Annotated in this window: 21 protein-coding genes; 13 read left to right on the forward strand and 8 right to left on the reverse strand. The window is 33.9% G+C overall.

Going from position 1 to position 26,657, the window contains the following annotated elements:
• Position 1 precedes the first annotated feature (1 nt).
• Positions 2–361, forward strand: coding sequence for a YxeA family protein (locus tag NP781_RS23680; protein ID WP_257520952.1), 360 nt, complete (start codon positions 2–4; stop codon positions 359–361).
• 105 nt (positions 362–466) lie between these two features.
• Here NP781_RS23680 and NP781_RS23685 read toward each other — a convergent pair whose 3' ends face one another.
• Complete coding sequence (locus NP781_RS23685) at positions 467–1,852, reverse strand: sensor histidine kinase (protein ID WP_257520953.1); 1,386 nt, start codon at positions 1,850–1,852, stop codon at positions 467–469.
• Positions 1,849–2,571, reverse strand: coding sequence for a response regulator transcription factor (locus tag NP781_RS23690; RefSeq protein ID WP_221681362.1), 723 nt, complete (start codon positions 2,569–2,571; stop codon positions 1,849–1,851). Before NP781_RS23690 ends, NP781_RS23685 begins: the two co-directional genes overlap by 4 nt.
• A gap of 191 nt (positions 2,572–2,762) precedes the next feature.
• Here NP781_RS23690 and NP781_RS23695 point away from each other — a divergent pair, with 191 nt between their 5' ends.
• The 4 genes from NP781_RS23695 to NP781_RS23710 all read left to right on the forward strand — a co-directional run bounded on the left by NP781_RS23695 (position 2,763) and on the right by NP781_RS23710 (position 7,250).
• Positions 2,763–3,377 (forward strand): PH domain-containing protein, encoded by a 615-nt coding sequence (locus NP781_RS23695; protein WP_257520954.1) that lies wholly within the window; start codon positions 2,763–2,765, stop codon positions 3,375–3,377.
• An 84-nt stretch (positions 3,378–3,461) separates the two neighbouring features.
• Positions 3,462–4,820, forward strand: a complete 1,359-nt coding sequence (locus NP781_RS23700) for an acetamidase/formamidase family protein (protein ID WP_257520955.1) — start codon at positions 3,462–3,464, stop codon at positions 4,818–4,820.
• Between the two features lie 199 nt (positions 4,821–5,019).
• The gene (locus tag NP781_RS23705; RefSeq protein ID WP_221681364.1) at positions 5,020–5,574 is read left to right on the forward strand and encodes an HPP family protein; all 555 of its coding nucleotides are present in this window, start codon (positions 5,020–5,022) and stop codon (positions 5,572–5,574) included.
• A gap of 200 nt (positions 5,575–5,774) precedes the next feature.
• The gene (locus NP781_RS23710; protein ID WP_221681365.1) at positions 5,775–7,250 is read left to right on the forward strand and encodes a hypothetical protein; all 1,476 of its coding nucleotides are present in this window, start codon (positions 5,775–5,777) and stop codon (positions 7,248–7,250) included.
• A 39-nt stretch (positions 7,251–7,289) separates the two neighbouring features.
• Here the strand turns inward: NP781_RS23710 and NP781_RS23715 are convergent, their stop codons facing one another.
• Positions 7,290–8,474: a CaiB/BaiF CoA transferase family protein gene (locus tag NP781_RS23715; protein WP_004233875.1), complete on the reverse strand. Its 1,185-nt coding sequence runs from the start codon at positions 8,472–8,474 to the stop codon at positions 7,290–7,292.
• A 507-nt stretch (positions 8,475–8,981) separates the two neighbouring features.
• Between NP781_RS23715 and NP781_RS23720 the strand changes: the two genes are divergently transcribed.
• Positions 8,982–10,550 (forward strand): sensor domain-containing diguanylate cyclase, encoded by a 1,569-nt coding sequence (locus tag NP781_RS23720; protein WP_257520956.1) that lies wholly within the window; start codon positions 8,982–8,984, stop codon positions 10,548–10,550.
• A gap of 340 nt (positions 10,551–10,890) precedes the next feature.
• On the opposite strand, the gene NP781_RS23725 is transcribed toward NP781_RS23720, so the two are convergent.
• Entirely contained in the window at positions 10,891–11,247 is a 357-nt protein-coding gene (locus NP781_RS23725; RefSeq protein WP_257520957.1) for a winged helix-turn-helix transcriptional regulator, read from the reverse strand.
• 124 nt (positions 11,248–11,371) lie between these two features.
• Between NP781_RS23725 and NP781_RS23730 the strand changes: the two genes are divergently transcribed.
• The 5 genes from NP781_RS23730 to NP781_RS23750 all read left to right on the forward strand — a co-directional run bounded on the left by NP781_RS23730 (position 11,372) and on the right by NP781_RS23750 (position 19,738).
• Positions 11,372–11,998 carry a nitroreductase family protein gene (locus NP781_RS23730; protein ID WP_257520958.1) on the forward strand — a complete coding sequence of 209 codons (627 nt, stop codon included), beginning with the start codon at positions 11,372–11,374 and terminating at the stop codon, positions 11,996–11,998.
• A gap of 309 nt (positions 11,999–12,307) precedes the next feature.
• Positions 12,308–16,456, forward strand: coding sequence for an S-layer homology domain-containing protein (locus NP781_RS23735; protein ID WP_257520959.1), 4,149 nt, complete (start codon positions 12,308–12,310; stop codon positions 16,454–16,456).
• Positions 16,457–17,349: 893 nt separating this feature from the next.
• On the forward strand, positions 17,350–18,264 hold the full coding sequence (locus NP781_RS23740) for an ABC transporter ATP-binding protein (RefSeq protein WP_255601396.1): 915 nt from the start codon (positions 17,350–17,352) through the stop codon (positions 18,262–18,264).
• Complete coding sequence (locus NP781_RS23745; RefSeq protein WP_257520960.1) at positions 18,257–18,991, forward strand: ABC transporter permease; 735 nt, start codon at positions 18,257–18,259, stop codon at positions 18,989–18,991. The genes NP781_RS23740 and NP781_RS23745 overlap by 8 nt, the downstream gene beginning before the upstream one ends.
• A 12-nt stretch (positions 18,992–19,003) precedes the next feature.
• Positions 19,004–19,738 (forward strand): hypothetical protein, encoded by a 735-nt coding sequence (locus NP781_RS23750; RefSeq protein ID WP_257520961.1) that lies wholly within the window; start codon positions 19,004–19,006, stop codon positions 19,736–19,738.
• A 7-nt stretch (positions 19,739–19,745) separates the two neighbouring features.
• Here the strand turns inward: NP781_RS23750 and NP781_RS23755 are convergent, their stop codons facing one another.
• Together NP781_RS23755 and NP781_RS23760 are read right to left on the reverse strand one after the other, a co-directional pair.
• On the reverse strand, positions 19,746–20,771 hold the full coding sequence (locus NP781_RS23755; RefSeq protein ID WP_221681371.1) for a sensor histidine kinase: 1,026 nt from the start codon (positions 20,769–20,771) through the stop codon (positions 19,746–19,748).
• Positions 20,768–21,430, reverse strand: a complete 663-nt coding sequence (locus NP781_RS23760; RefSeq protein WP_257520962.1) for a response regulator transcription factor — start codon at positions 21,428–21,430, stop codon at positions 20,768–20,770. The genes NP781_RS23755 and NP781_RS23760 overlap by 4 nt, the downstream gene beginning before the upstream one ends.
• 199 nt (positions 21,431–21,629) lie before the next feature.
• On the opposite strand from NP781_RS23760, the gene NP781_RS23765 reads away from it, so the two are divergent.
• Both NP781_RS23765 and NP781_RS23770 read left to right on the forward strand, forming a co-directional pair.
• Complete coding sequence (locus tag NP781_RS23765) at positions 21,630–22,397, forward strand: ABC transporter ATP-binding protein (RefSeq protein WP_237899088.1); 768 nt, start codon at positions 21,630–21,632, stop codon at positions 22,395–22,397.
• Positions 22,384–24,384 (forward strand): FtsX-like permease family protein, encoded by a 2,001-nt coding sequence (locus NP781_RS23770; protein WP_257520963.1) that lies wholly within the window; start codon positions 22,384–22,386, stop codon positions 24,382–24,384. The genes NP781_RS23765 and NP781_RS23770 overlap by 14 nt, the downstream gene beginning before the upstream one ends.
• 468 nt (positions 24,385–24,852) lie before the next feature.
• Here the strand turns inward: NP781_RS23770 and NP781_RS23775 are convergent, their stop codons facing one another.
• Positions 24,853–25,653 carry an alpha/beta hydrolase gene (locus NP781_RS23775; protein ID WP_257520964.1) on the reverse strand — a complete coding sequence of 267 codons (801 nt, stop codon included), beginning with the start codon at positions 25,651–25,653 and terminating at the stop codon, positions 24,853–24,855.
• Positions 25,650–26,648, reverse strand: a complete 999-nt coding sequence (locus NP781_RS23780; RefSeq protein ID WP_257520965.1) for an ABC transporter substrate-binding protein — start codon at positions 26,646–26,648, stop codon at positions 25,650–25,652. Before NP781_RS23780 ends, NP781_RS23775 begins: the two co-directional genes overlap by 4 nt.
• Positions 26,649–26,657: the final 9 nt, after the last annotated feature.

The raw sequence follows: 26,657 nt of genomic DNA on the forward strand, positions 1-26,657 counted from the left end.
TATGAAAAAAGTATTTTTCGGAATAGGTGCATTGTTTATCTTATTCGTAGCAGGGTTAATTGTATTGATGACTGTAGATTTTAACCGATTAAATAAAGATACCAACTATGTTCATATCACGGCTGATGGTGAGGTAGAGGAGTTTAAAGCAGATAGTGGTGAAATCTTTAAAATGTATTGGTACGAGCTACCTACTTACGATAAAAATGGGGAAGAGAAAACATTAAAGTTTTCCGCTCATAAAAATTTACGCCAGGATGCTTATTTAAAGCTTTACGTGAAAAAGGAAACAGAAGTTACTTCATTTGATGAAGTGAAATTCCATGAATTACCTGCTAAAGTACAGGATCAAATGAAATAACACAAAGAGGGAGTCTCAAATTTTGAGACTCCTTCTTTTCCACACGAAAGTTCAGTGCAAAGTATTTAGCGTTTAAATTCAACTGGTTAAATTTAGTTTATTTATTTAGTATTCCTTTTGTAGATCAATAATAACGCATGTACCTTTTCCTTTTTCCGAGGTGATGGTCACTGTTCCTCCATGGGCCTCAATGATATCTCTAGCAATAGCTGTACCTAAACCAGTACCAGCAGTATTGTCCGTATTTGTGCCACGGTAATAGCGTTCAAAAATATGTTCCAAATCCTCTGGGGCTATCCCCTTGCCATTATCAGAAATTGTTAGAGTATGCTCATCAACAGACACATGGACAGATACATCGGGAGCATTATGAAGCAATGCATTGTGTAAAAAGTTCATGATAGCTCTGCGCATAAAATGTTCATCTATTTGATGAAGACTGTTCGCAGTTGTCGCCTCAAACGTTAGATTAGCTTGTTCATATTGTGGTGTATTTAATGTTTCAATCACTATCTCTCGAATAAAAGGTACCATGTTCACTTCATTTAGTGTAAGTGGAAGCTGTTGATGTCTTAAACGCATCGTTAAATTTAAGTCATCCAGTAGATTTTGCATATGCAATGATTGTTTTTCTATAACTTTTGCGTACTCGATTTGCTCAGTATTTGTTATTTGTGCATCATTCAATAGTTCTGCATAACCTCGAATAGAGGCAAGTGGCGTTTTCATATCGTGGGAGACATTACTAATCCATTCTTCACGCATAATTTCTAGTCTCTTTCGCTCCTGTTCATGGGCTGCCAATTCTCGTGATACTTCATTTAAGTTTTCAAAAACCGGCTTGTAGACACCACCAGGAGTCTTAATAGACGTATGATCATGATTCTTTAAATGGTGAATGCGATCTATCATCGCATAAAGAGGTTTCGTTAATGTACGACCAAAAAGCCATCCTACTAATGTAGCTACTAACAAGTCCGCAATCACGATGAACAGGCCAAATTTCCCTATAAACTGTAAGAGTGATGTACCAGAAACATGCGTAACAAGCCTTGTAACACCGCTACCTTTAATACCAATTAAATAACTAAAGGGATCCTTACTGCCAATATACACCGTAGTATCAGAATCGAATTCTTTATATTTATATACTTGAATTAAGTCGATAGGTGCATAGTGCAATGGTGCTTTATCTGGTGCAAAATGAGAATCAATAACTTGACCATTTTCATCAAGCAATTGTATCCAAGCATTTCTTTGATGCAATTGTTCGAGTCCATCTTCACGTATGGAGGTTGCTCCATTTTTTATCTCGATATGTTTTTGAAATTCTCGCACAAAGTTTTCCTCTTCGGTGGCAGAAACACCTTCAGAGTCAGTTGTTAGCCGATAAGTAAGGAGTCCCATGAAGATAGCTGTATTGACAAAAATAACAATGATGACGATAGAAAGTACGGAAAGGAGAAAGCGAGCGGTTAATTTCCACTTCATTCTTGTGCCTCTTTGGGCATGACAAACTTATAGCCAAGTCCTTTTACAGTTGTGATATATAGAGGATTAGACGCATCCTGCTCAATTTTTTCACGCAACCGGCGAATATGCACCATAACAGTGTTATCAGAACCGAAGAAATCCTCTCCCCATACACGTTCAAACAATGTTTCTTTACTTAAGATTCGATTGGGATTGTGCATAAAGCACGCCATTAACCCAATTTCCTTAGCTGTTAACTCCAATAACACGCCATTTTTATGCACTTCAGTTTCATCGGCATTCAACTGAAATGGTCCAATTTGTAGTGTTTTTTCAACAATATTCGTTATGGTATCTTGTGTTTGATAGCCAGCTCTACGTAATTGCGCCTTCACACGATAGGCTACTTCTTTCGGGCTAAAAGGTTTTGTAATATAATCGTCTCCGCCAATGGCTAGTCCTAAAATTTTATCAATTTCCTCATTTTTAGCAGACATGAAGAGCACAGGGACATGGGATACTTCACGGATACGTCTACATAAATCGTAACCCTCACCATCGGGAAGCATGACATCTAGAAGTATAATATCGGGTGTTGTTTGTTGAAAGCTTGTCCAAGCATCGCGAATGGTACTAGCTGTATAAATTTGTTTGTAGCCCTCTTTTTGTAAGCTTACTTTTAGTAGATTCGCTAAATCTGCCTCATCATCCACTACTAAAATGGTTGGTTCTTGCACTTGTTCACACGACCTTTCGATTTGGAAGAATCTTTACTGACAATTATTATAAATGAAATGTATAGAAAAGAGGAAATGTTGGGTTGTATTCTACAAGAAAGGAAGTACATTTTTTATATAAACCACTACAAGGTGAAACCTTTACAGATTCTAAAGCGTAAAAAGAGTATTACAAATTAGGAGGAATGGCGATGTTTAAAAAAATAGCAGCAGATGCACTTGGACTTTCAGATATTGGGGTGGTTGTGCCAAGAGAGGACTATGATAAGACAGATGCAGATGATTTTATCTTACATGAAATTGATGAAAAAATTTACTTTTTAATTAAAACGAAGGCAGATGAGTATTGCTTTACAAATCGTGCGATTATTCATGTAGATGGCGAAAGTGCTATGAGCAAGAAACGATTACTGCGACGCTATGACTATTCAATGTATACTGTGACAGAAGTTTTTCTCGAAACAGCAGGAACAATCGACCTTGATGTCGAAATTAAGTTTACAATCGGCAATTCCCCACTGTCCATCGACATTCATAAACGCTTTATTGATGACATTAAAGATTTATATAAAGCACTACATGCCATTAGCTATGAACAAAAGAACAATGCTTATAAGCTAGAAGTAGCGGAAAAAAGTTTAAACATAGCATCATCATCACTTGGTCGAATTGGCAATGACAATATATCTCCTGCGTCGTCATTCAAAGAAATTACAAGCTTTGCGAATACTTGGATGGTCGATCATAAAGATAAGTATAAAAAAGAAGACTTCTCACATATTTTTGATTTATATATGAACAATTGATAAAAATAGCTCTCTGCAAGTGTGGAGAGCATTTTTAACATATAACGATATACATAAAAATTATTCTAGGAGCGTGATTAGAAAATGACAAACGACATGCATGTGCTAGAAAAAGAAGAGGTAGAAAGTGATGATTTTATACAGCAACCTCAAGCCGCTGAAACATTGTTCGTAAATGAGTTTATTGATGGTATTTTAGATCCATCACAGAAGATGTTAGGACCGCTTAAAGATGGTGGAACGATTATTGCCAATACAACACCTGGATGTTGGGGCCCCATGCTTACACCTACTATTCGCGGAGGACATGAAGTAACGAAACCCGTGTTTGTAGAAGGGGCAGAGGTGGGTGATGCTATTGTTATAAAAATTAAATCTATTCAGGTCACATCTCTTGCAACTTCGTCTGGCCATGATGAGGCAATTGTAGATCGATTCATTGGTGATCCGTTTGTTTCTGTAAAATGTCCAGGCTGTGGCAAGCTTCATCCAAGCACAGTTGTAAAAGGAATAGGCCCACATGCAATTCGATGTTCTACATGTGATACAGAAACGGCACCCTTTAAAATGACAAACGGTTATACGATGGTACTAGATCATAAAGGGCAAATGGGTGTAACGGTTGGACGAGAGGGTGCTAGACGAATTGCACTTGATGCTAGAACCTACATGAGAACACCTGAAAATTCTGTACAAAATCCTGTTGTAGCATTGGCTCCAAGCGATTTAGTAGGTGTATTGGCAAGAATGCGACCATTTTTAGGTCAGCTTGGTACAACCCCTTCTAAAGCGATGCCTGATTCACATAATGCAGGTGACTTTGGTTCATTTTTAATTGGAGCACCACATGAATATGCTTTTACTCAAGAAGAATTGGATTTACATCGTACCGATGGACATATGGATATCAGCCGAGTACGAGAAGGTGCGACTATTATTTGTCCAGTCAAGGTACCAGGCGGTGGTGTATATATTGGAGACATGCATGCTATGCAAGGGGACGGCGAGATTGCAGGACATACAACTGATGTAGCGGGTATTGTACAGCTTGAAGTTAAGGTCTTGAAGAAAGTAGCTTTGGAAGGCCCAATTTTACTACCAAATGTAGAAGATTTACCTTATACAGCAAAGCCCTTTACAAAGGAAGAAAAACGTCGCGCACGTGAGCTAGCGGAGGAGTTTGGTGTTAAGCAGGTAGAGGATGCATTCCCAGTGTCGGTGGTTGGTTCTGGTAAAACGTTAAATGAGGCGACTGATAACGCGATTAGTCGAGCTGCGAAGCTATTTGAGATGAGCGAACCAGAGGTTTTAAATAGAGCAACAATCACAGGCTCCATTGAAATCGGACGCCATCCAGGGGTTGTCACAGCCACTTTCCAAGTACCTAAAACTGTATTGAAAAAGGTAAGAATATATAAAACTATTAAAAAACAATATGACTAATAAATTATTTCTTGAAAAAGCAAACTTTTAAAAGTTTGCTTTTTTGTATGAGCTATAAGTCAGATAAGTAATTGTTTTTCTGAAATTTGAAGTTTGGATTGAAATCTATTGTTGTGTTGATATAATAGTTAAAGTTTAACAATGATGAACAGGACCTTATATAAAATAGATGAGTATAGAAGAGAAAAGTTGGTGTCTAATGACAGAAATTATAGGTGTGGAAAACAAAATAGAGAAAAAGAGTAGTATAAAACCTTTTATATTAAAAATGAGAGGGGGAGGTCATGCTCCTTCTCGAACAAATTTCGCTGATGCCTTTACTGGAGCAATGGGAGGATTAATATGCATTTTTGTGTTGCTATGGTTAACTAACATTACCGATTCACCTTGGTTAATGGCATCATTAGGCGGTAGCTGCGTTCTTATATTTGTCGTTTGGAATGCACCTTTGTCCCAGCCACGAAATATAATTGGAGGTCACTTCATTTCGGCATTTATCGGGTTGGCCATGTATTCATTACTAGGCTCCAATATATTGTCTATTAGTCTTGGTGTTGGATTAACTATATTTTTTATGGCCTTTTTAGGTGTCATCCATCCACCAGCAGGCGCCAATCCTATAATTATTATTTTAGGAGGTTATGGTTGGAGTTATTTACTAACCCCTGTATTAATTGGAGCAGTCATAATTGTATTTTTCGGTTTGTTGATCAATAATTTACGAGAAAAAAGAAAATATCCGTTGTTTTGGTAAAGATGATATCCATCTATGAAGTGTGTCCACTTATATAGATGGTTTTTTTATATTTGTTAACGTTTTTGCTATACATACCCATATTTTTTTAGCATATGTTAGTTAAGATTTGTTATATTGAAGAAAGAGTGTAAAAATCATGTATTTAAATGATAGGGGAAGATCTTTGTTGGTAGAAATTGATGGGAGGATCCATTTTTATGCTGTTGGACTGTGATGAGCAATTATTCATGGCTTATAAACAAAGAAGTAAAAAGGGTGCTGAAAATATACTAGCAACTTGGCTGGAGGCAGAGTCAAATCTGCAAGAAGATCCAAAAATACTTGGTACTTCGCTTTCACCCAATCTATTTTTAGTAAACGAAGAAACGGCTAAGAATATTGCCTTTTCCACAGCACGTAAATATTGGGGTCATGTATCAACAGAAATGCAAATATATTTTGACAAATATGGTTTAGATTCAAAATTTGTGAATGAGCGTCTCAGTGCTTTTTTCTATACCCAAAAGGGTAAAGATACTTTTTTTGAGCAGCTTTTTGCACAACATACAATAGACTTAGAACGATTAATTTGGTTAGTCTTTGGGAAACGAATGCAAATAGCTATGCCAGTTAATGAGCTACAATCAATTATCTTATATAAATTTCAAGATGAATATTTAGTGCATATGATGTATAAAGAGCATGTATCTTTTTGGCATTGGCTTTTCACAAAAAAAGTTTATTCACTGCTTATCCACAAACCTTTAGAGCAATTCACATTTCTTTATGAAATAATGGGACATTTCGAGCATTCTGTGAGAGAAAATTGTGAACATGTGGATAACTTTGTGAATAACTATAAAGCGATACTGGATAAGTGTATAACTCATGTGGATAAGCATAATGCTAGCTGTTTGGCAAAGAAACAGTTACGTCTTTATCAAATTGTTACTCATTATCGCTTATCAGAAGGTGATTTTAAAAGTGTCAAAGCGCTTATTACCTCATTTGAAGCTGAATGGCGCTACTCAATGTATGCACTATCAGAGAAGGAAAAAGTGTTAATTGCCTATATTTTATTTCATATAGCAAATAGAGAACAGCAGAGTGAAATGGTTATACAATATGGTGAATATTTATTAGAGGATGAGCGAATAAATAATTATGCCATTGAAATATTACTAGAGTATAAAGAGCTATTACCAAATCGTAAACCAACACCACCTGCCATTATTAAAAATTATCAGCTAAATTATTTAGAAAATTTATATGCCATTCTACTGGAGCACTATGTAAAAATGGCACGTTATGAGGATGGCTTACTTTTATTAAAAGAGCATGTTTTAGCATCGAATAAAAAAATCAATTCTTCATTAGTACACAAAAACTTTAGTAGTGAACAACTTATTGCAATTGAGGCATATGTTCAACAGGATATAGCACTTCATGTGAATAACTCTCTACAACATATTGGTTTGTCTGTGGAAGAGTGGCGACGCAATTATCGTCAACCAAATGCACCATACTATGTTGTCGCACAAAGTGCATCCCTGCATATGTTAAATATTTTAAGAGTTTTGTTTGTAACCGAGCAGTACGAGCTTTTTGAAAAGTTAATGGAGATTTACAAAAAATATCTACTAATAGATGATCATTTTGAAAACCTACGTATGTTTATTAGTGCATATGTATAAAAAAGGTGTCTAATACATCACAGTATTAGACACCTTTTTTTACTCTAAAACGCCTTTTTCCTTCAAAGCCTCAATTTGTTCAGCATCAAAGCCTAGAGATAGTAAAACTTCCTCATTATGCTCGCCTAATTTAGCACCAACATGCTTGTATTCAGGCTGCGTACCATCAAATTTAAACGGAGAGGCAATTTGTTTTTGCATAGTGCCATCGCTTTTGGGAATAGTCACAATCATTTCTCGTGCCTTTAGCTGTGGATGCTCACAGGCTTCAGGAAATGTTAGAACTGGCTCTACACAACCTTCGAAATCCTCGTTAAACACCTCAAGCCATTCCTCATATGTCTTGGACAAGAAGGCGTCGTGAACAGCCTCTTTAAAACGAATTTGTGTATAGTAGGAGTCATTGAAGGTATTATCGATCAATTCGGGAATATCGAGTGCTTCACAGAGCAATTTGCGAAATTGAGGCTCTAAACTACCGACAGAAAAAAATCGCCCATCCTTTGTTTTGTAAAAATCATAGTAGCTGCCTCCATTTAAAATTTCTTGCTCTGGCTGTGGGACACGTCCACCTCCAATAAATGCTGCACCATACATAGCATTAAGTGAAAAGACAGCATCTGTCATACTAATATCGATGAACTGTCCTTCTCCTGTTTTTTCACGATGGAGGGCAGCAGCCAGTACGCCTATTGCTGCATGCATTGTCCCTCCAGCTATGTCAGCTAGTTGGACGCCCATGGAAACAGGTTTTTTATCCTTATGGCGTGAATAGTCGAGTAATCCTGCTAAGGATAGATAGTTATTATCATGTCCTGGACGATTACTATATGGCCCTGTTTGTCCGTAGCCAGTTATCGCACAATAAATAACCTTAGGATTTATTTCTTTAAGCGCTTCATAGCCGATGCCAAGTCGATGCATTACACCAGGTCGAAACCCTTCGATAATAACGTCATATTCCTGTACAAGTGATTTAACAATGTCGATAGCTTCTGGTGATTTTAAATTTAGCGTTATAGACTTTTTTGATCGATTTAAATGTTGATGGATATATGCCTCATGATCCTCGTCATAGGGAGGCATGATTCGCGTTAAATCAACCCGCTTTGAAGATTCGACATGGATAACATCTGCTCCTAAATCAGCAAATATCATTGTCGCCATTGGTCCTGGTAGTAATGCAGAAAAATCGAGAATTTTTAACCCCTTTAAAATACCCAAATCTTCCAACCCCTTTTTGTGTAGGCTACACAACCATCTGTATGATGATGGCGAGTAGCGCTTTTCTCATAATCCCCATTGTGTGAAAAGCGTATTCTATATACTGTATTATTACAGTTTATTGTATTTTAATGAGTATTATAACAGATTGAATCTTAACTTGCCTATGCTAATTTTTATTATAAAATAAACGCTTCAACTTTTATATGTCAGAATAACAATAAAAGTAAAAAAATTTAGAATTTAGATTTTCTATCAAATTTCAGATAATTAGCGTCAGTTGTTGGAATTTTTAATCTAAGTAACTAAAATGTTGCAATTTTGTTTGCTAGATTCTATATGATACGATCTCGTTTATTGATACAATCCTAGAGGTGTGTTGGATTCTTCTTACACAATTAATACATGTTACTTTTACCTATAGGAGCCATTGCTTATAATAGGCACTAATTGTTTAAAGTATCTCTCAAAATATACATATAAAAAATCATAAATAGGAGGGGAAAAATGAAATCGCACCGATTAAAGTTAAAGCATCTTATAATGGGCGTAGCAATGGCAGCATTCTTTTTAACAAGCATAGGTAGTGTTTGGGGCGGCTATAGGATGAACATTGATTCCATTAAGGAAAATGCGCTAGAAACGAATAGAGTCTATGCTCAAAAATTAGCCTCAACTGCTGATTCCTATCTACATGAAGCTTTTCAAATCTTAGGATATAGTGCGGAGCAGGTCAGGACGAAAATGGATGATGAACAAGTATTGAATCAGGAAACAGAGCGCTTGAGATTGCAAAATCAAATGTTCAATTCGGTGGTTATAACAAATGCAAAGGGACTTGTTTTATCTGTCTCTCCGCCCTCTATAGAAATTAAAGGAGAGATTTTAACATCCATTGGCGCTAAAGAGGCATTAGCCAAAAAGACACCCATTATTTCTAAGCCATATGAGGCGATGACAGGGCGGCTCATCATTTTTATATCACATCCTATTTTCTCGGAGTCCAATGAATATCTAGGAATGATTGCTGGCACTATCTATTTAAAGGAACCTAATGCCTTTAAAACCTTGTTGGGAGAACATTATAGTAAGGATGGTTCTTACGTATATGTAGTTGATTCAGATGGACGAGTTATCTATCATCAAGATCCAAGTCGTATTAATGACATTGTAACGAAAAATAAAGTCGTTCAAGCTGTTACATCTGGCAAGGATGGTGCCCAACTAGTTGAGAATACAAAAGGAGTGAAAATGCTAGCAGGCTATAGTGCAGTGGCATCGACAGGGTGGGGAGTTGTTGCGCAGAAACCTTTAGAGGTAGCATTAGCCCCTTCATTTGATCGTGTACAGGAGGTCATTATAAAATCTGTCCCTCTTATGTTTGTTTCGATTATCATTGTACTTTGGGCTGCAGCACGTATTGCGAATCCCTTACAACAACTAGCATCATTAACAGAAGAGAGTTTAGATAAGAAAAATGTAGAAGGTTTAAAATCTGTTAGTGGATGGTACTTTGAAGCCTATTCATTGAAGAATGCATTGGTTCGAAGTTTATCGTTTCTACATGGACAGGTCTCCTTTTTCAAGGATCAATCTACTGTTGATCCACTGACGGGAATTACGAACCGACGTACAATGGATTCAATGCTTGCTGAATGGTTAGCAAGTAAGGTACCACATGTCATTATTTTGCTAGATTTAGACCACTTTAAAAGTGTAAATGATACATATGGACATGCAGTAGGTGATAAAGTTTTACAATTTTTGGCTAGACAAATGGAATCAGTAGCTCGGGAAGGCGATGTATGTTGCCGGTACGGTGGCGAGGAATTTGTCATGCTTCTACCGAACACGACGGTAGAGGGAGCCAAACTAGTCGCAGAACAACTACGAAAAACTTTGGCTGATACGGTCAGTCCTTGTGGTAGACCAATAACATTATCTGCAGGAATAGCATCCTATCCTGCAATGGCAAATACAACTGAAGAGCTAATTGAAGCGGCTGATGACGCACTTTACCTTGCGAAACAAGAAGGGCGAAATCAGGTAAAAGTCGGAGTCTCAAAAAAGGAATAAAAAAATACAACAAAAGAGCTTACAACCCAAATTTTTGGGGTAATGATTAATGCAAACATCATTTGGGCAAGCTGTATATAAGTCATCAGCCACATGACTTTTAAATTATGTTCAAATGATATGTAACTCGGGCCACATCTCTTGATCGACTTGACAAGACGTAAGGTTATCCCCCTTTCCCTTATGACACCCCAAGTACGACTAGATGTATGCCTATATATCGTCAAAAGCCAAGCGAGCACCGATGCTCCTTGGCTTTTTAGCATTTTGTGGAATATTCTAACAGAGTAACAAGCTGTGGTTTTAATAGTGATTAGTACAAGGAGCCTTTAAGGAAAACTTAGCTTTCTTTTTGATGACAACAAATTTGTTGCTCCTTGGCAATTCCCTTTAAACGTGCATAATCATTTCCCCATGTACACATCGTATTTAAAACTGGGATAAATGACTCTCCTAAATCTGTTAAACTATATTCTACTTTTGGTGGTACTTCTTTAAATATTTCTCTCCGAACAAGTCCGTCTCTTTCTAACTGCTTCAATTGATCAGTTAGAACTTTTTGCGTAATTCCGGGTATTAATTCATAAAACTCTTTCGTCCTTACTGATTGTTGACTCAAGAAAAATAGTATTAAACATTTCCATTTGCCACCTGCAATATCCATAAAAATATTGATTCCTGTATTATAGTTCAACATGTGCTTTCTCTCCTAAATAGGCACAAAAAAGTGGCTATACCACTTTTTTGTGCGTTATTTTCTTATTTATTATTGCTTACTATAATTAGAGGCGCAATACATTAAAACTTAGGAGTTGTTAATAATGAGTGTAAAAGATATTTTAGAAAAAAGACGTTCAGTTAGACATTATGATTCAAATTATAAAATTAGTTCAGAAACATTGACTGCCTTAGTTGAAAGCGCAAGTAAGTCGCCTAACGGAAATAATATTCAAGCAACGCGATACTTAATAATCGAGGATGCGAACTTAAGAAATTTATTACTACCTATAGCTTTTAATCAACAACAAATAGTAGAAGCTTCATCGTTAATTGTCATGTTGGGCGACTATCAGGCATTTAACAAAGGTAATATTATTAAAATTCATGAGGAGGGGTACCAGGCAGGTTACTTTGATGAATCATTAAGAGACTATCTTGCGAATGCTGCAATAAATTATTATGAAAGTAAGACAAAAGAAGATCTCAAGTTAGAATTAACTAGAGATGTAAGTCTTGCCTCAATGTCCTTAGTTTTGTTAGCGAATGAAGCTGGTTTTGACACAATTACGATGTCAGGCTACGATTCTAAGAAATTGAAAGAGATCTTAAATATTTCTGATAGGTATCTAGATGTTATGCTGATTGCTATTGGTAAAGGTATAAAAGCAGGTCATAAGACTGTTAGGCATAATGTAAACAAGGTAATTTATAAGAATGAAATAATTTAGTGTTTTTAAACTAACCAAACTTTTAAAAGTTCAAAATTAATAGCTAATAGAGAGAAGCCAATTACGAATCTATTTTTAAATGGCTTCTTTTTAATGTATTGCAAACTATGAATTTTTAAATATTGAGTGATGGAAAGCTTATGAACTCGCATAGTAAAGAAATCGTATTTTAGTCTCGAACTCTAGAAGAAATTTACTCTACAATTTTAGATTTATCTATGAAGGTTCACTAGCCTTTGGTCGATATAAAGGATATGAGCAAAATGATATTTGTACGTATCAAAATACATAAGCGAAAGGAAGAGTGGAATGGATAAATCTAAAATCCAAAAAGTAAATAAAGCCTTGATTGCAACCGTATTTGCTTCAAGCGGGATTGCTGTTGTAGTACCTCCACCAAATGCAGCAGCGGCTACTTCTCCCTTTACGGATATTAACCAATACTCGGACAATTATAATGAAATATTAAAACTATATTCTCAGGGTGTAATGAGCGGTTTTGCGGATAATACTTTCCGTCCTGATGTCAGTGTAACTCGTGGAGAGGCAGCGAAAATGCTGGCAACGGCGTTAAAATTGGATACAAAAAATATCCAAGATCCTTACTATAAGGATGTTCCAAAGGGCAATCAATATTATAAATACGTAGCGGCCTTGCAAAATGCAGGTATTATGTCGGGCTATTCAAATGGCATGTTTATGCCGAATGAAGTGTTGACTAGAGGGGAACTAGCCAAAATGGTTGTAGTTGGATTCCATTTAGAGGTATCCCCTACGTACAATAATATTTTCAAAGATGTGAATAGCAAAACAAACAATGCCATCTATATTCAAACTTTAATCGATCTGAATATTACAAAGGGCACAACTCCTGTTACATTTTCTCCATTTGATCCTGTTACTCGCGGACAGTTTGCTTCGTTTGTAGTGGGTTCACAAGAGAAGAAAAATAATGAAACATCTTACAAAATCACAAATGTGGATGATGATGTTGTTTATATAAATGGTCAATCTTATACAATTCCAGAAAGCCTTGCTCATATTTTTAACGAATATAATGCTCCTGTGTTAAAAGGTGCTGTCATTGAGGGTGATTTATCGAGTAAGGGAATTCGCTCCATTTCAAAATTAACCCTTAATGCAAGTGGAACAAGCACACGTTCTTTAGATTTTGATGGAAATTACGGTTCTTTTGGCGCAACGATTGTAGTAAATGGTAATTATATCGAATTCTCGAATATGACGCTGACAGGGACAATGTTTGTCAACGAAACCGTTCGCCCACCATTGCATTTAGGGGCTACTTATAATCAACCATTAGCTCTTGGTCGTGTGGCAAGTAACAATATTTCATTTATCAATTGGTCAAACCCAGATAATAATAAAGGCGATGATTCGTCAAATAACAATTCGAACGATCTTCAAAATTGGACAAAACCAAATACTGAAAATGATAAGCCATTTGTTAACTGGTCTAAAGAAAAAGAGGAAATGAAAAATGTTGAGAAATACCTAGAATTTTATAACAGCAGTGTTGCTCGACTAGTAGTATCTCAAACAGGTACAAAAATTGAAACAAATACAAAACTACCACGTGTAGACATCATTGGAAATGTGCGTGAGTTTGAAATTCAAGGCGATATTGGTACGTTAAATTTAAATACAGAAACAAAGCTTACAATTTATGGTTCAGGAAATATCGATTGGATCAATTACAATAGCTACACAGACCTAGAGCTATATATTGATGGACGAATTGGCACATTATTTGTTGATAATTCATATGGCAAAATTGATATTGGAGATTATACGTATATTGAAAAGGTTATCTTACCTAAGGACGGATCACCGAATAATATCTTCGACGATTTCCTCGATGATAAAGATAATATAGGCAAAATTACAGATCCAGATGGCAAACCAATTGATAAAGAGGAAAACGAGAATCAAAATCCTGATGATAAAACAAAACCAATCATTAGTATTACAAATGTCAAAGTCCTAAATGGTAGCGAAATTCAAGCAGATTTCACTTCAGATGAAGTCGGTACGTACTATTATATTGTGCGTGAAAAGGGCGCAGAGACACCAAATAAAAGTGAAATGGTCAACCGTCTCTCAAATAAGAACGTAGCACATGGAACTGCGGCAGCCATTAAAGGAACCAACTCAATTAAGGTTTCCAATTTAGGTGAGAAAAAAGAATATGTTATCTACATCATGGTTGTAGATGGCTCGAAAAATGCTTCAGATATAGTTTCTCAAGAGTTCCAAATGAAAGATGCATCACCACCAGTAGTGAAATCCCTACAAGTTACGCCATTACATGGAGGAACACGTGCTGAATTTACTTTTACAGCCAGTGAACCAGGAGATTATTACTACTATGTAAGAAAAAAAACATCAGCAGCTCATCCAACTACTGCGGATATTGTCGCTAACCCAACTGATCAAGGAAAAGCTATCGCTGGTAAACTAGGAGTAGAAGAAAAGTTAACAGGTTTAGAGGCTGAAACAGAATATCAACTTTATGTTGTTATGAGAGATGATTCTGGTAACTATTCAGAAGATGATGCAGCAAGGTTTGATTTTTCAACTGGGGCACTTGATAATGTTGCGCCATTCATTCCTATTGAAAAACAAAGACTAGAACTGACAGGACTGAATGAAATTACTGTCCATTTTAGTGAGCCACTGGATGAAGAAGCTGCACAAAATGTAAAAAATTATGTTTTAAGCGGTACAGGAATTATGAGTATTTCTGGACAGAAGGAAATAAACCCATCAAAAGTAGACTATAAGAAAAATGATACAAAGGTAACGTTAACGATACCATCTGCAACGGGTCTTATTAATAATGATACGATTCGAGTAACTATAGAACCGACATTATATGACCTTGCGGGTAATGAATTTGAAAATAGTAGAACTCATGAAAAACCTAGAAATTTTGCTGTTTACACACATGAGGATACAAAAGCTCCGTTATTAAAAATTAAAAGTGTTGAAACAAACGAACAATATGATTATGGTTTTTTAAATGTTAATGCAACTAAAGCAGGGACATATTACTATGTAATTTTGCCATCGAATAATAAGTTTTCAGAATTGTCAATGCGAGATATCATGGATAAAAAATTGAAGGCTTTACTACCGAATGGCACAAATAATGAACTAACTTTACAAGACGTACCGCTAAACTTGTATGGAGGCTCAAGAGCAATTGAGATTGGTGATACTAAATTAAATATCCCTATACCAAATAATCTAACTAAGTTCCATTCTTGGGATATTTACATTTTTATGGCTGACCGCTCAGGAAACTTGACAGAAGAAATACAGAGAATTGAACTTGTTAAGGATAGAACTGCTCCAACTGTTACACAAGGTATTGTTAGACCTCAAGAAGGTGACGAAACTGCAAAACTAGAAATTACGTCTAATGAACCTGGTCAGATTAGGTATATCCTAAAACTCAAAGATGAGCAGCCGGCAACTGTAGAAGAGGTAAAAAAATCTCCTAATACATTAGAATTAATATTAGGCCCCCAAGTAACACATGCGTTTTCAGTTCCCAAAGCGCATAAAGACTATGTTCTGTATTACATAGCTGAAGATGCAGCAAAAAATACAACAATATTACAACAAGCTGAATTTTATTCTGACGGAACTAATCCAAAAATAGCGGTTGGTAAAGAACCATGGATTAAGAAGTTAACAGAAAAAGAGTTTTCAAGTATATTACAAAATCCTGATTCAAGTTATAATATGACCTATGAAGATGATAAAACATTTGTAGTTACATTCTCTGAAGCTCTGGATATTACAGATGATGATTTTAAAATTGCATTAAATGAAAAATTAATTGATACGACAGCAAGAATTACTGAAGTTGAATGGGAAGATATGACGAATCTAGAAACATATAAACCACGAAAACTTTTAATTAAATTTGATAAAGTTGTTTTAACTGATTTTAAAATAGATATGAGCAAAATAAACACAACACAAGTGAAGGATTTTGCTGGTCTAACATTTGTAAATTCTATTGGTGAATATAGAGGGCAAGATATGACAGGCTTTAAAATTACAACTGCCAATCTTACAGGTAACGTAGAAACTGGTGAAGGTGATGGTGGAAAGGTTCAACATTCTAAAACCATGGAGTTTACACCAACCTTTGCAACACCTGATTATGATTTAAGATATTACTATGTTGTAGTTGCCGATGAGCAAGCTAGTATTAAACCTCAGCAAATAATTTCTGGCCTTGATAATAAAGGTAGACCAGTTGCAGCAAAAGGTGATGACTTAATGGGGAGGGATGCTACAGGTATGAGTGTAAAATTAGAAGCAAAAAATGAATTCTTCCAAAATAACTATATCTATGTAGTTTTAGTAGATAAGTATGGTAATGTTTCTAATGTAGCTGGCTTGAAAATATATCCAAAACCATAGTCATTTCATTAAATTTTGGAAATAAGGTTGGTTATAGAATTTTAATTATAATACCTATAAAGTACATTAGGGAATGAGATGCCTGCTGTGAATAAGGTTACTACTTTAGGTAGTACTACCTCCTACTTCAATGACCCTGTTTCATTAAAGAAGCAGCTTAATTTAGTAGTAGAAGCCTTTAGTAATATGCAAAAAATAATTAACATGAATAATTCATAAGCCAAACTACAATCTATCGTAGTTTGGCTTTTATTTGAGAATAATTTTTAATTATAATAATAGTAGTAAAGAAGATAGATAGGAGAAGTTAGGGCATTATGAATGTTGATGTCCATATTTACCTGTGGGATCTTTCTGCTACCATGCCTGTCCTACACATCAAGAAATAGCAAAACCCATGATGTAATCTCTTTCAGATGCAATATAGTCATATACCAATTTACACGGAATTGTGGAACTCTTACCTACTGTGAAGGAAAGGCAAGGTTAGACTTTAGTTTTTCCTGCAAGCAGTAAAGTTACAACAAAGAGGCTGGGACATAACTAACTGGGACCTTCATAAAGCCGTATAATCTCTAAATTAACAAAATATGATAACTAGAAAAACCGAACTATTCTGAAATACTTCGTAAGCGTTTCAGTGGGTAGTTCGGTATTTTTGTTGGCTGAAACATTTTTGTCCCAACCTCTTCTTAGCTAGGAATTTAAAATCGAGAAAGACTACTAAATTACAATTTGCTATATCTTTTTTAATGAAGAGTAATCTCTTTTAAATGTTATTATTTTACAATAAATACTTATTTTAATAAAATATAAATATAAACCATTTTTATGGAAAATCAGTAACGTTATTGTGGGTAATTGATAAGATGCATTACAAGGAGGGAAAAGAAATGAGTAATATTTTAACATTGTCGAATATCACAAAGAGTTATCGAAATAATAAAGTAATTAATAATGTTTCTTTCTCAGTTCCAAAAGGTGAAGTAATAGGTTTAGTTGGACCAAATGGTGCAGGGAAAACAACCCTTATGCGAATAATTATGGGATTAATAACGAAGTTTGAGGGGGAGGTTCGGTTTGATATTGAAAAGCAGCCTTTACAACATATAAAACGTATTGGAGGACTGATTGAATACCCTAGTTTTTATCCCCATATGAGTGGAATGGATAACCTTATTTATTTTGCAGAGATTTCAGGGGGATATGATAGAGATAATGTTTCATCTGTAATCCATTTATTGGGGATTGAAGGTTTTGTTCATAAGAAGGTAAAAAGGTATTCTTTAGGAATGAAACAGAGGTTAGGAATTGCACAGGCATTAGTTAATAATCCTAAACTATTGATTTTAGATGAACCCACAAATGGATTAGATCCAGAAGGAGTTGCTGAAATAAGAGAAATATTGGGAAAAGTTTCAAAAGAAAGAGGGATATCAATTCTTGTATCCAGCCATATTTTATCAGAAATTGAAGCTGTTTGTGATAAAGTTTTGTTTTTGAAGAAGGGAACAGTAGTAGATTATATTGATTTAAAAACAGAAAAACAGACTGATAGAGAGCTACATGAATTTATCATAGAAACTAAAAAAATAGAAATGGTAAAAAACTATTTAAATGATATACAAAACATACCTTTTATAGAAATAGATCAAGATAAAGTAAAATTTCAATATCTTTATAAAGATTCTGATTCTCTTATAGTAGATTTAGTAAAAAATAAAATTAGTATAAATGCTATTTATCCACTTCGCAAAGATTTAGAAAAGAGATTTTTTGAGTTAATGGGAGGAAATAAGATTGAATAGCACTTTAAGAATATCAATATTAGAGGTTAAACAATTATTCAAAAGATACGGCATTTGGTCAAGTTTATTTATTGCAGTTTTATACACTATTACAATTTATCTAAAAAGGCCCATGTACCCATCCTCTTCGGATTTGGATACATATTACAATTACTTTGGTGATATTTCGTACTATATTATTCTCATTATGCCTTCTTTTATTATGTCCAGAGAGTTTTCATTAAAAACTTCTAGAATTATATTCACAGGACCTTTATCACGTATAAATATAGTCCTATCAAAATTACTTTCATTGATTTTAATTGGATGTATTGTTGGAACTATTCACCGATTACTAGCCAATTTATTGTGGGTATTGGAACATAATAAATTTACTCTGAATAATCTTTCACACGATATTTTTACTAATCTAACAAATTATTTCCTTATTTCCTTTTTTGTTTCAAGTTTATCTTTCATCATTGGGTTTATTACGTTCAGTCAAATTGCAACAATAGTTTCCATTATTTCTATGTTTTCATTTGAGAGTATGATTAGAGGTATTATTCTAATAAAATTAGACTCTACAACAAAATTAGCTCTTTGGATTAAAGAGAATCCACTGGCTTTGGTTTATAAGGGAATGCAATATAATAATTTATCAATATCAAATAATATTTGTTTAGCATTAACAGGCTTAGTATTATTTTTAATATCTTTAATAATTATTAATAAAAGAGAAATTTAGGAGATTGATAATATGACTGGTATGTTTTCTATAAGCCGAATGGAAATAAAGAAAATATTTGATACATCAACATGCGTTTTTTTAATAATATTATTTATTGCTACAATTATTGATAATGTTCTTTATTATCAGATGAACTTAAGTAAAAGCGTAGAGTTAAGCGGAAATATTGGTATTTCCTTATTTATTATACAAATTTACTTTATTTACTTAGGCAGTAATATGATAGGATCCGATTTTAGTTTTGGAACTTCGAAAATGGTATTTAGTAGTATGTTCAGTAGAAGTCAAATAATTCATATTAAAAGTGTTTCATTTTTATTTTATACTTCTTTATATGGCATATTTAATATATTAGTTGGATTAACTGTTCAACTTATCATAGGTAAACATTTCTCTAGTATGGAGATCCTAAGTACGCTATTCTCAGTTTGGATTGTATATATAGTTTATTTCGCTTCTATCTTATCAGTAGGAATATTTACAATTTCTATTACGTTTAATCGCGTTTACTCATTAATAGCTGGATATGTTCTATATATTTTTTTATATAACATTGGTATACAAATTGTAGAAAGAGATGAAAGTTGGATGAAGACGATTATGGAGAATACACCATTTTACATTGCTTCTGATGGTTTTTCTACTCTATACTACAATATTAATGATATTATTTACTTAAGCTTCTTTTCAGTAGTAATTTATATAATAGGTCTCTATATTATCAAAAAAAGAGATTTGAAATAAATAAACTCTATATATTTTGTTTAGATTCTTGGAATAATCGTAGTTTATCAGGGAAATATATTTTAAATGTAGTGCCAGTATCTTCTTGAGAATCTACACTTATGCGTAACCCTAATTTTTTGCACAAGGTTTCACAAAGGTATAAACCCATACCAGTAGATTTAACATAGTTTCTACCATTGGTTCCCGTGAACCCACGTTTAAAAATTCTCTCAATATCAGATGAAGCTATACCTATACCATTGTCTGATATTAACAATAAAGTACCGTTTTCTACTTTTTTAGCAATAAAGGATAATTGAAGTGGATTATGATGATATTTGATAGCATTATCTATTAATTGCTTTAAAATAAAAATAATCCATTTTGAATCAGATGTGACTTTCAAATCAAGGTTATCCTTATATATACTACCATTGGCACGAATAATACTTAGAGATAATGATTTAATAGCTAAATTTACAGCTTTATCAAGTGTAAATGTTTCTATTCTATAATCTTGAGTTAAAGTACTACTTCTTGCATAGTATAGAGCTTGTTCAACATAACCTTCTATTTTTAATAGTTCTTCTTGAATAAGGATGTTTTCAGGTGTCTTATGGTTACTTAAAATTAACTTTAGTGCAGTGATTGGTGTTTTTATTTCATGTACCCAAAGTTCAATGTAGTCTGTATAATCACGTTGAGCGTTTTTCAAAGAGAACATACAATCATTCATGTATTTTGTTGCTTCATTTAAGATGTTGTAGAAGAATTTCCCTGAAAAAAAAGGGGGTTCCTCTACAATATCTGCGATATATGTTTTTTCTTTGATTTGTTGTGAAATATTTTTTATTTCATTATAATATTTACTTAATTGATAGTATTTAACTATAATCGGTGTGAAAAAGAAAAATAGAAGAATTAAATCTATTACTATTACTAAACTTCCATTTTCATTATACAAGTAGAGGACACTAGAGATAATTAGCAATGATAGTAAATGAAAAAGTATTGCTAACTGTTTTTCCTTAAAAAATTCAATTAAACTCATAACTGATAACCCTGTCCTCTCTTCGTTAATAAATATTTTTTTAAACCGATCGATTCCAATTTGCGCCTTAACCTCGATATATTAACATTTAAGGTATTTTCATCAACAAAATCTCCGTTTTGCCATAGCTCATTCATTATTTCATCTCTAGAAACCACGTTTCCTTTATTCATCATCAATAATCTAAGAATACATAATTCATTCTTTGTAAGTTCTATTTCTATATTATTATAAATAGCTTTGCTCTTTAATATTTCCAGTGTTAAATCTTTATAAGAAAGCATAGCACTTTTGGAAATTTCGTAAGTTCTCTTTAAAACGGATTGAATATGAGCTAAAAGGATTTGTAAATCATATGGTTTTGTAATAAAGTCATCAGCTCCTATTTGAAGACTTAATAGTTCGTCAAAGGAAGTGTCACGGCTAGTTACTATAATAATGGGCACAGAAGACAATTTCCGAATTTCACGACACACTTGAAAACCGTCTTGAAAAGGAAGGTTAAGATCTAAAATAATTAAATGCGGCATGCTTTGTAGAGCATCTTCTACAATTTTTGTGAAATCGTCGCCACTTATGCATTCATACCCATATCTCTCTAGAAAATCAAAAAGTTCCTTTCTGATAATTGGATCATCTTCGATAATGAATATTTTCATTTTTAATCTCCCTTCGATTTAACCAATGAATGGTTTTATTTCCATAATTTATACCTTTTTATAATATTATAGTGCATAGTAAGTAAACTTACAAAACGGTAATATTATGATACAATAATCGATTTTTTGTTAATTCATTGAATGGTAATATTATGGTAGCAAAAGGATAAGTCATCCATAAAAGGAGTGAAATTGGGAAGTGAATACAATATTAAAAGTTGAAAATATTGAAAAGGTGTATGGTAATAAGGGTAATGTAACCCATGCATTAAAAAACATTTCATTTGAAGTGCAAAAAGGCGATTTTATAGCAATTATGGGACCAAGTGGAAGTGGTAAATCGACTTTACTTAATTGTATTTCAACCATTGATACTGCTACGGCTGGTCATGTATTTATAGATGGCGAAAATGTCACAAAATTAAAGGGCCATAAATTATCAAAATTTAGAAGTGAGAAGTTAGGTTTTATATTTCAAGAATATAATTTACTAGATACACTAACTGCTTTTGAAAATGTTTCTTTGGCATTATCTATAATTAATTATCCGGTGAATGAAATTGAACATGAAGTCGATAGAGTTGCAGCCGCTTTGGATATAAAGGAAGTATTGTACAAATACCCATATCAAATGTCAGGAGGACAACAGCAAAGAATTGCGGCAGCGAGAGCCATTGTTACAAGGCCTACATTATTATTAGCCGATGAGCCAACAGGGGCTCTTGATAGTAAATCTGCTAAAATGTTGCTGAAAAATTTAGAAATATTAAATCAGCAACAAGATGCCACAACTTTGATGGTTACTCATGATCCTTATAATGCTAGTTATTGCAGAAGGATTATTTTTCTAAAGGATGGAGAAATTTTTAATGAACTAATACGAGGAAAAGATGATCGTAAAACTTTCTTTAATCGAATAATGGAGGTTGTTGCACTACTAGGAGGAAATATCAATGATGAGTTTTAAATTGATATATAAAAATGTAGGCAGAAGTATTAAAGATTATGCTATTTATTTTCTAACTCTTGTTTTAGGTGTTAGCCTATTTTATGCATTTAATTCAGTATCATCACAACCAGCTTTAAATGATCTAAATTATTCTATGGAGATTTTTGGGGATGCATTAGTTACGTATATTGGACTTTTAACAAGGTTTATTGCAATTGTTTTTGCTTTTCTCATCATATATGCCAATCAATTCATAATGAAGCGAAGAAAAAAAGAAATGGGTATTTATATGACATTAGGGATGAGTAAATGGCGGATATCCTTTATTTTTGTAGGTGAGACCTTTTTGGTAGGGTTATTTGCTTTAATTATAGGCCTTGGGCTAGGATTTTTAATGTCACAAGTTATTTCGATATTAGCTTTAAAAATGTTTGTAGGTGATGCAGTAGGATATAAATTGTTGTTATCAAAAGAAGCTATAAAAGAAACTATTATAAGTTTTTCAATTATTTATATTATAGTAGCACTTTTTAATACTCGTAATATTATGAACATTAAACTTATCGATTTATTAACTGCGAATCGTAAAAATCAAGAGTTAAAGGTCTATAACAAATGGGCGACAAGTAGCCTTTTTTTAGTAGCAATTACTTTAATAACTACTGGAATACTATTGTTAATGAAATTAGGACTTGATAAGAATTATTTAACTGTGATAGTCTCGCTTCTTGGTGTTGGTATTATTTTGTTTTATTATACCATTTCCAGTGTGATGGTGTTCTTGGCTAAAAGAAACAAAAAGCTGTATTTTAAAGAACTAAATTCATTTTTGTTTCGACAATTCGGAAGTAAAATGCAAATCAATTTTCTAGTAATAAGTATCTTAAGTGCATTACTGATAGCTTCACTAGTTGTTCTAGGTACAGGATTTAGTGTTACAAGTTCTATGAATAAACAAGTTACCACGGCAACCCCATTTGACTTAACAATTGTAAAACCATATGAGGATAACAAAAATCTTTTAGAAACAGCAAAACAAGATGGCATTCCACTTAAAGAAAATCTTAAAAGTTATGTAGAGATAATGTTGTTTAATGCCGATTTAACTTATGGAGAATTGTTTAAAGAGCAACAAGTAAAACTATCTGATTTAGAACAAGAGATACTTATGTCAAAAGTTACTTTAATAACTGAAACAGATTACAATAAAATATTGGAACTATCTGGAGAAGAGGGAATTCAGTTAGGAGAAAATAAATTCATTATTAATGCAAACTATGAACCTTTTAATAAACATATTCAATATTTCTTAAATAATGAAGGGAAAATAAGAATTGGTGATAAGGAGCTCACTCCTGCAAACAAAAAAATATTTGGTAACATTACTTACTTAACAAATTCAACAAGGGCAAATGATGTAGGAACAGTGGTTGTTCCAGACAATATGAAAAATTATATGAATCCTGATAGTTTCTTATTGAATGGTGTTTTTCTCTCTCAAGAAATTGAGGGGACGGTCTATAAAATAATGAATAATAAATGGATTGAAAAATCTCTTGAAGGAGAGATTTATTATGTAACTAAGAGTGTGATACAAGACACTTACTTTGGCATATTTGGAGTAATAGCTTTTACTAGCAGTTACTTAGGAATAATTTTAATGATTGTCACGTTATCGGTACTAGCATTACAGCAATTAACAGAAACCCAGGATAACAAAGAAAGATACCTGACATTATCGAAAATTGGTGCAAATAAAAAAATGATTAATAGGTTGTTATTTAGACAAATTGGATTTTATTTTATTTCACCTTTAATTTTAGCTAGTTTCATATCAATCTTTACTACTAAGGTTGTATTAGAAAAATTAGAACCATTTTTTGAAGTTTCTATCAAACAGAATATGTTTTTAAGCTTTGGTATTATTTTGTTGCTATATGTAATATATTTCATTGCAACTTATCAGAGTGCAAAACAGGTAATTTTAGACAATAGACTTAAATAAAAGGAGTAGATAATATGACTGAATTTCTAATGGGTTTTGGATTATCGGAGGGAATAGTTGAAACTATTAAATGGTGGATCCCGTATTTAAGTTTTATAATGATCATAATCATCGTAACTATTTTATTTAAGGTTATCCGTAAAAAGAAAATAAAGAATTCGCAAAATTAATAAGCCATTTAGTTTATAAAAGTATTATTCTTGGTTAAATGATCTTAGAACTAACTTTCATTTTTAAATGACTGGCTCCACATAATTTTTTATATAAATGCACGTTACTATTGACAATTGAAGCAGTTAAAAATAATAGCGTATTAAACTTAAACCCAGAGAGTTTCTGTCCTTATGATCCATTGCTATAGAATAAAAAGTTGAGGAAATCGCTAGCATGCTTAAGGATCATTTGAAGAAAGAGAAGTAAATGTTATAAAAATGCCCAAGTGGAATGATTACCACTTGGGCTTTTCTACTACGTATCCAAAAACCGAGGAAGGCGGGCAAGCATACAAGGTAGGACGCTCACATGGTCCTCCTCGTCAAACTTCACATAATTAGTATAAATGTTTTGGTCGCTTAAACGCTTCATTCGTTCAGCCGCTAGATCAGCTCCCTCTAACATATCAGGCAACTCGTTAGCACCGATTGTGAGTAAGAGATTAATAGCATGCTGACCGTTCCAATCTTCAAAAAATCTGTCTATTACTTGTAGTACCGCATTGTCAGCCCACCAAATAGAGGGACTGCCAGCTACAATATGACTGAATAAGTGAGGTCTTGCACATAAAGCATATAGTGTGAAAAGGCCGCCTAAGGAATGACCAACAATCGCTTGCTTCTTTTTATTGATAGGCCATTCCTTTGCTATAGCAGGTATGAGCTCATGTTCAATAAAATCTAAGAACTCATTGGCTTTGCCGTTTGGAGGCCAAGGCGTTCCATCTGGACGTGGTGGCAGATGTTCTTTGCTAACAGGTAGTGTAAAATCGAGACAGCGTCGCTCCATATCAAAAGGTTCCTTTGAGGGATAACCGATGCCAATAACAAGAATAGGATCATAGCCTTTTGGTTTACGGGTTTGTAATTTCACTGCCTCTGCAAGTGTTGGAAAAAGGGCGTCCCCATCTAAGGCGTAGATGACAGTATAACCATCTGCTGATGGTTCATCTGTTGGGCTTGCAATTAAAAGGCGATAATCTAGCTGTTGACGAGATGTCATAGTAACTTCTAAGTAGTTTTCTGATGTATAAGGTTTCTTTGTCATTGTTGTCATGGCGCTAAAAACTCCAATACATCTTCTATCACTTTTCCTTGAGCATGAATACCGCCATTTAGCCAGTAATCCTCGGATGTCTCAAATACTTGATCGTTTTTGAAGGCTGCCGTACTTTGCCAAATTTTACTGTTCTTCAACTCATTTAAAAATTCATCCCCAAGATTACCATCATTGATTAGGAAAATATAATCGGCATCCAGTTCAGGTAGAATCTCCAATGATACTTCGAAGGCACCATTTTTCACGTAGCTGCTTTGTTCAAATCCTAATTCATGTGTCAGGACATATCCACTAAAATACTCATCAGTCATGAAAAACATACCTTTTGCATTAAAGCGAATTAAAGCAATTTTTTTACCTTTTGTTATAGAGGATAGCTTTGTTTTTGCTACATCTACTTTTTCTTGATAATCCTTTAAAGCTTGCTCAGCCTTGTCTGTTTCATCAAGTAGTTGCCCTAAAACTTTAATAGAGCCTTCTAAATTACTTGCAGCATTATTAAAAACATAGGTTGGTGCGATTTTTGCATATTTTTCATAGGTGCCATTTTCCACATAAAATGAATTATGCAAAATAATTAAGTCTGGTTTATCTGCCATAATGGCTTCGGCTGATGGGGGACCGCTTGCAAAGCTAATTTCTGGTATACCCTGTAGCTGATCTTGTAAATAAAGCTGTGGCTTAACACCGTTAGACCATTGCATAGTAGGCTTGATACCAAGAGCTAGTAATGAATCCTCTATGACAGGTGCAAAAATTTTAGTAGGCTTAGCCGGTAGTGTTACTTCATTCCTGACCTCATCTTTTAGTGTTAGCGGGTAAACACTTTGCTCCTTTGTACTTTCTGAGGATGCCTGCGTTTCTACCTGTTCCTCTTTATTGCTTGATTGGGTATTGCAGGCGGAAAGTATGCCGATAGTTAGCAAAAACATCGCTAATAAATAGGCAGATTTTATAATTGTATAACATTGATTACGACAATTTTGTTTCATTGTTCATCA

The organism is Lysinibacillus sp. FN11, assembly GCF_024628845.1.
Lineage (GTDB): Bacteria > Bacillota > Bacilli > Bacillales_A > Planococcaceae > Lysinibacillus > Lysinibacillus capsici.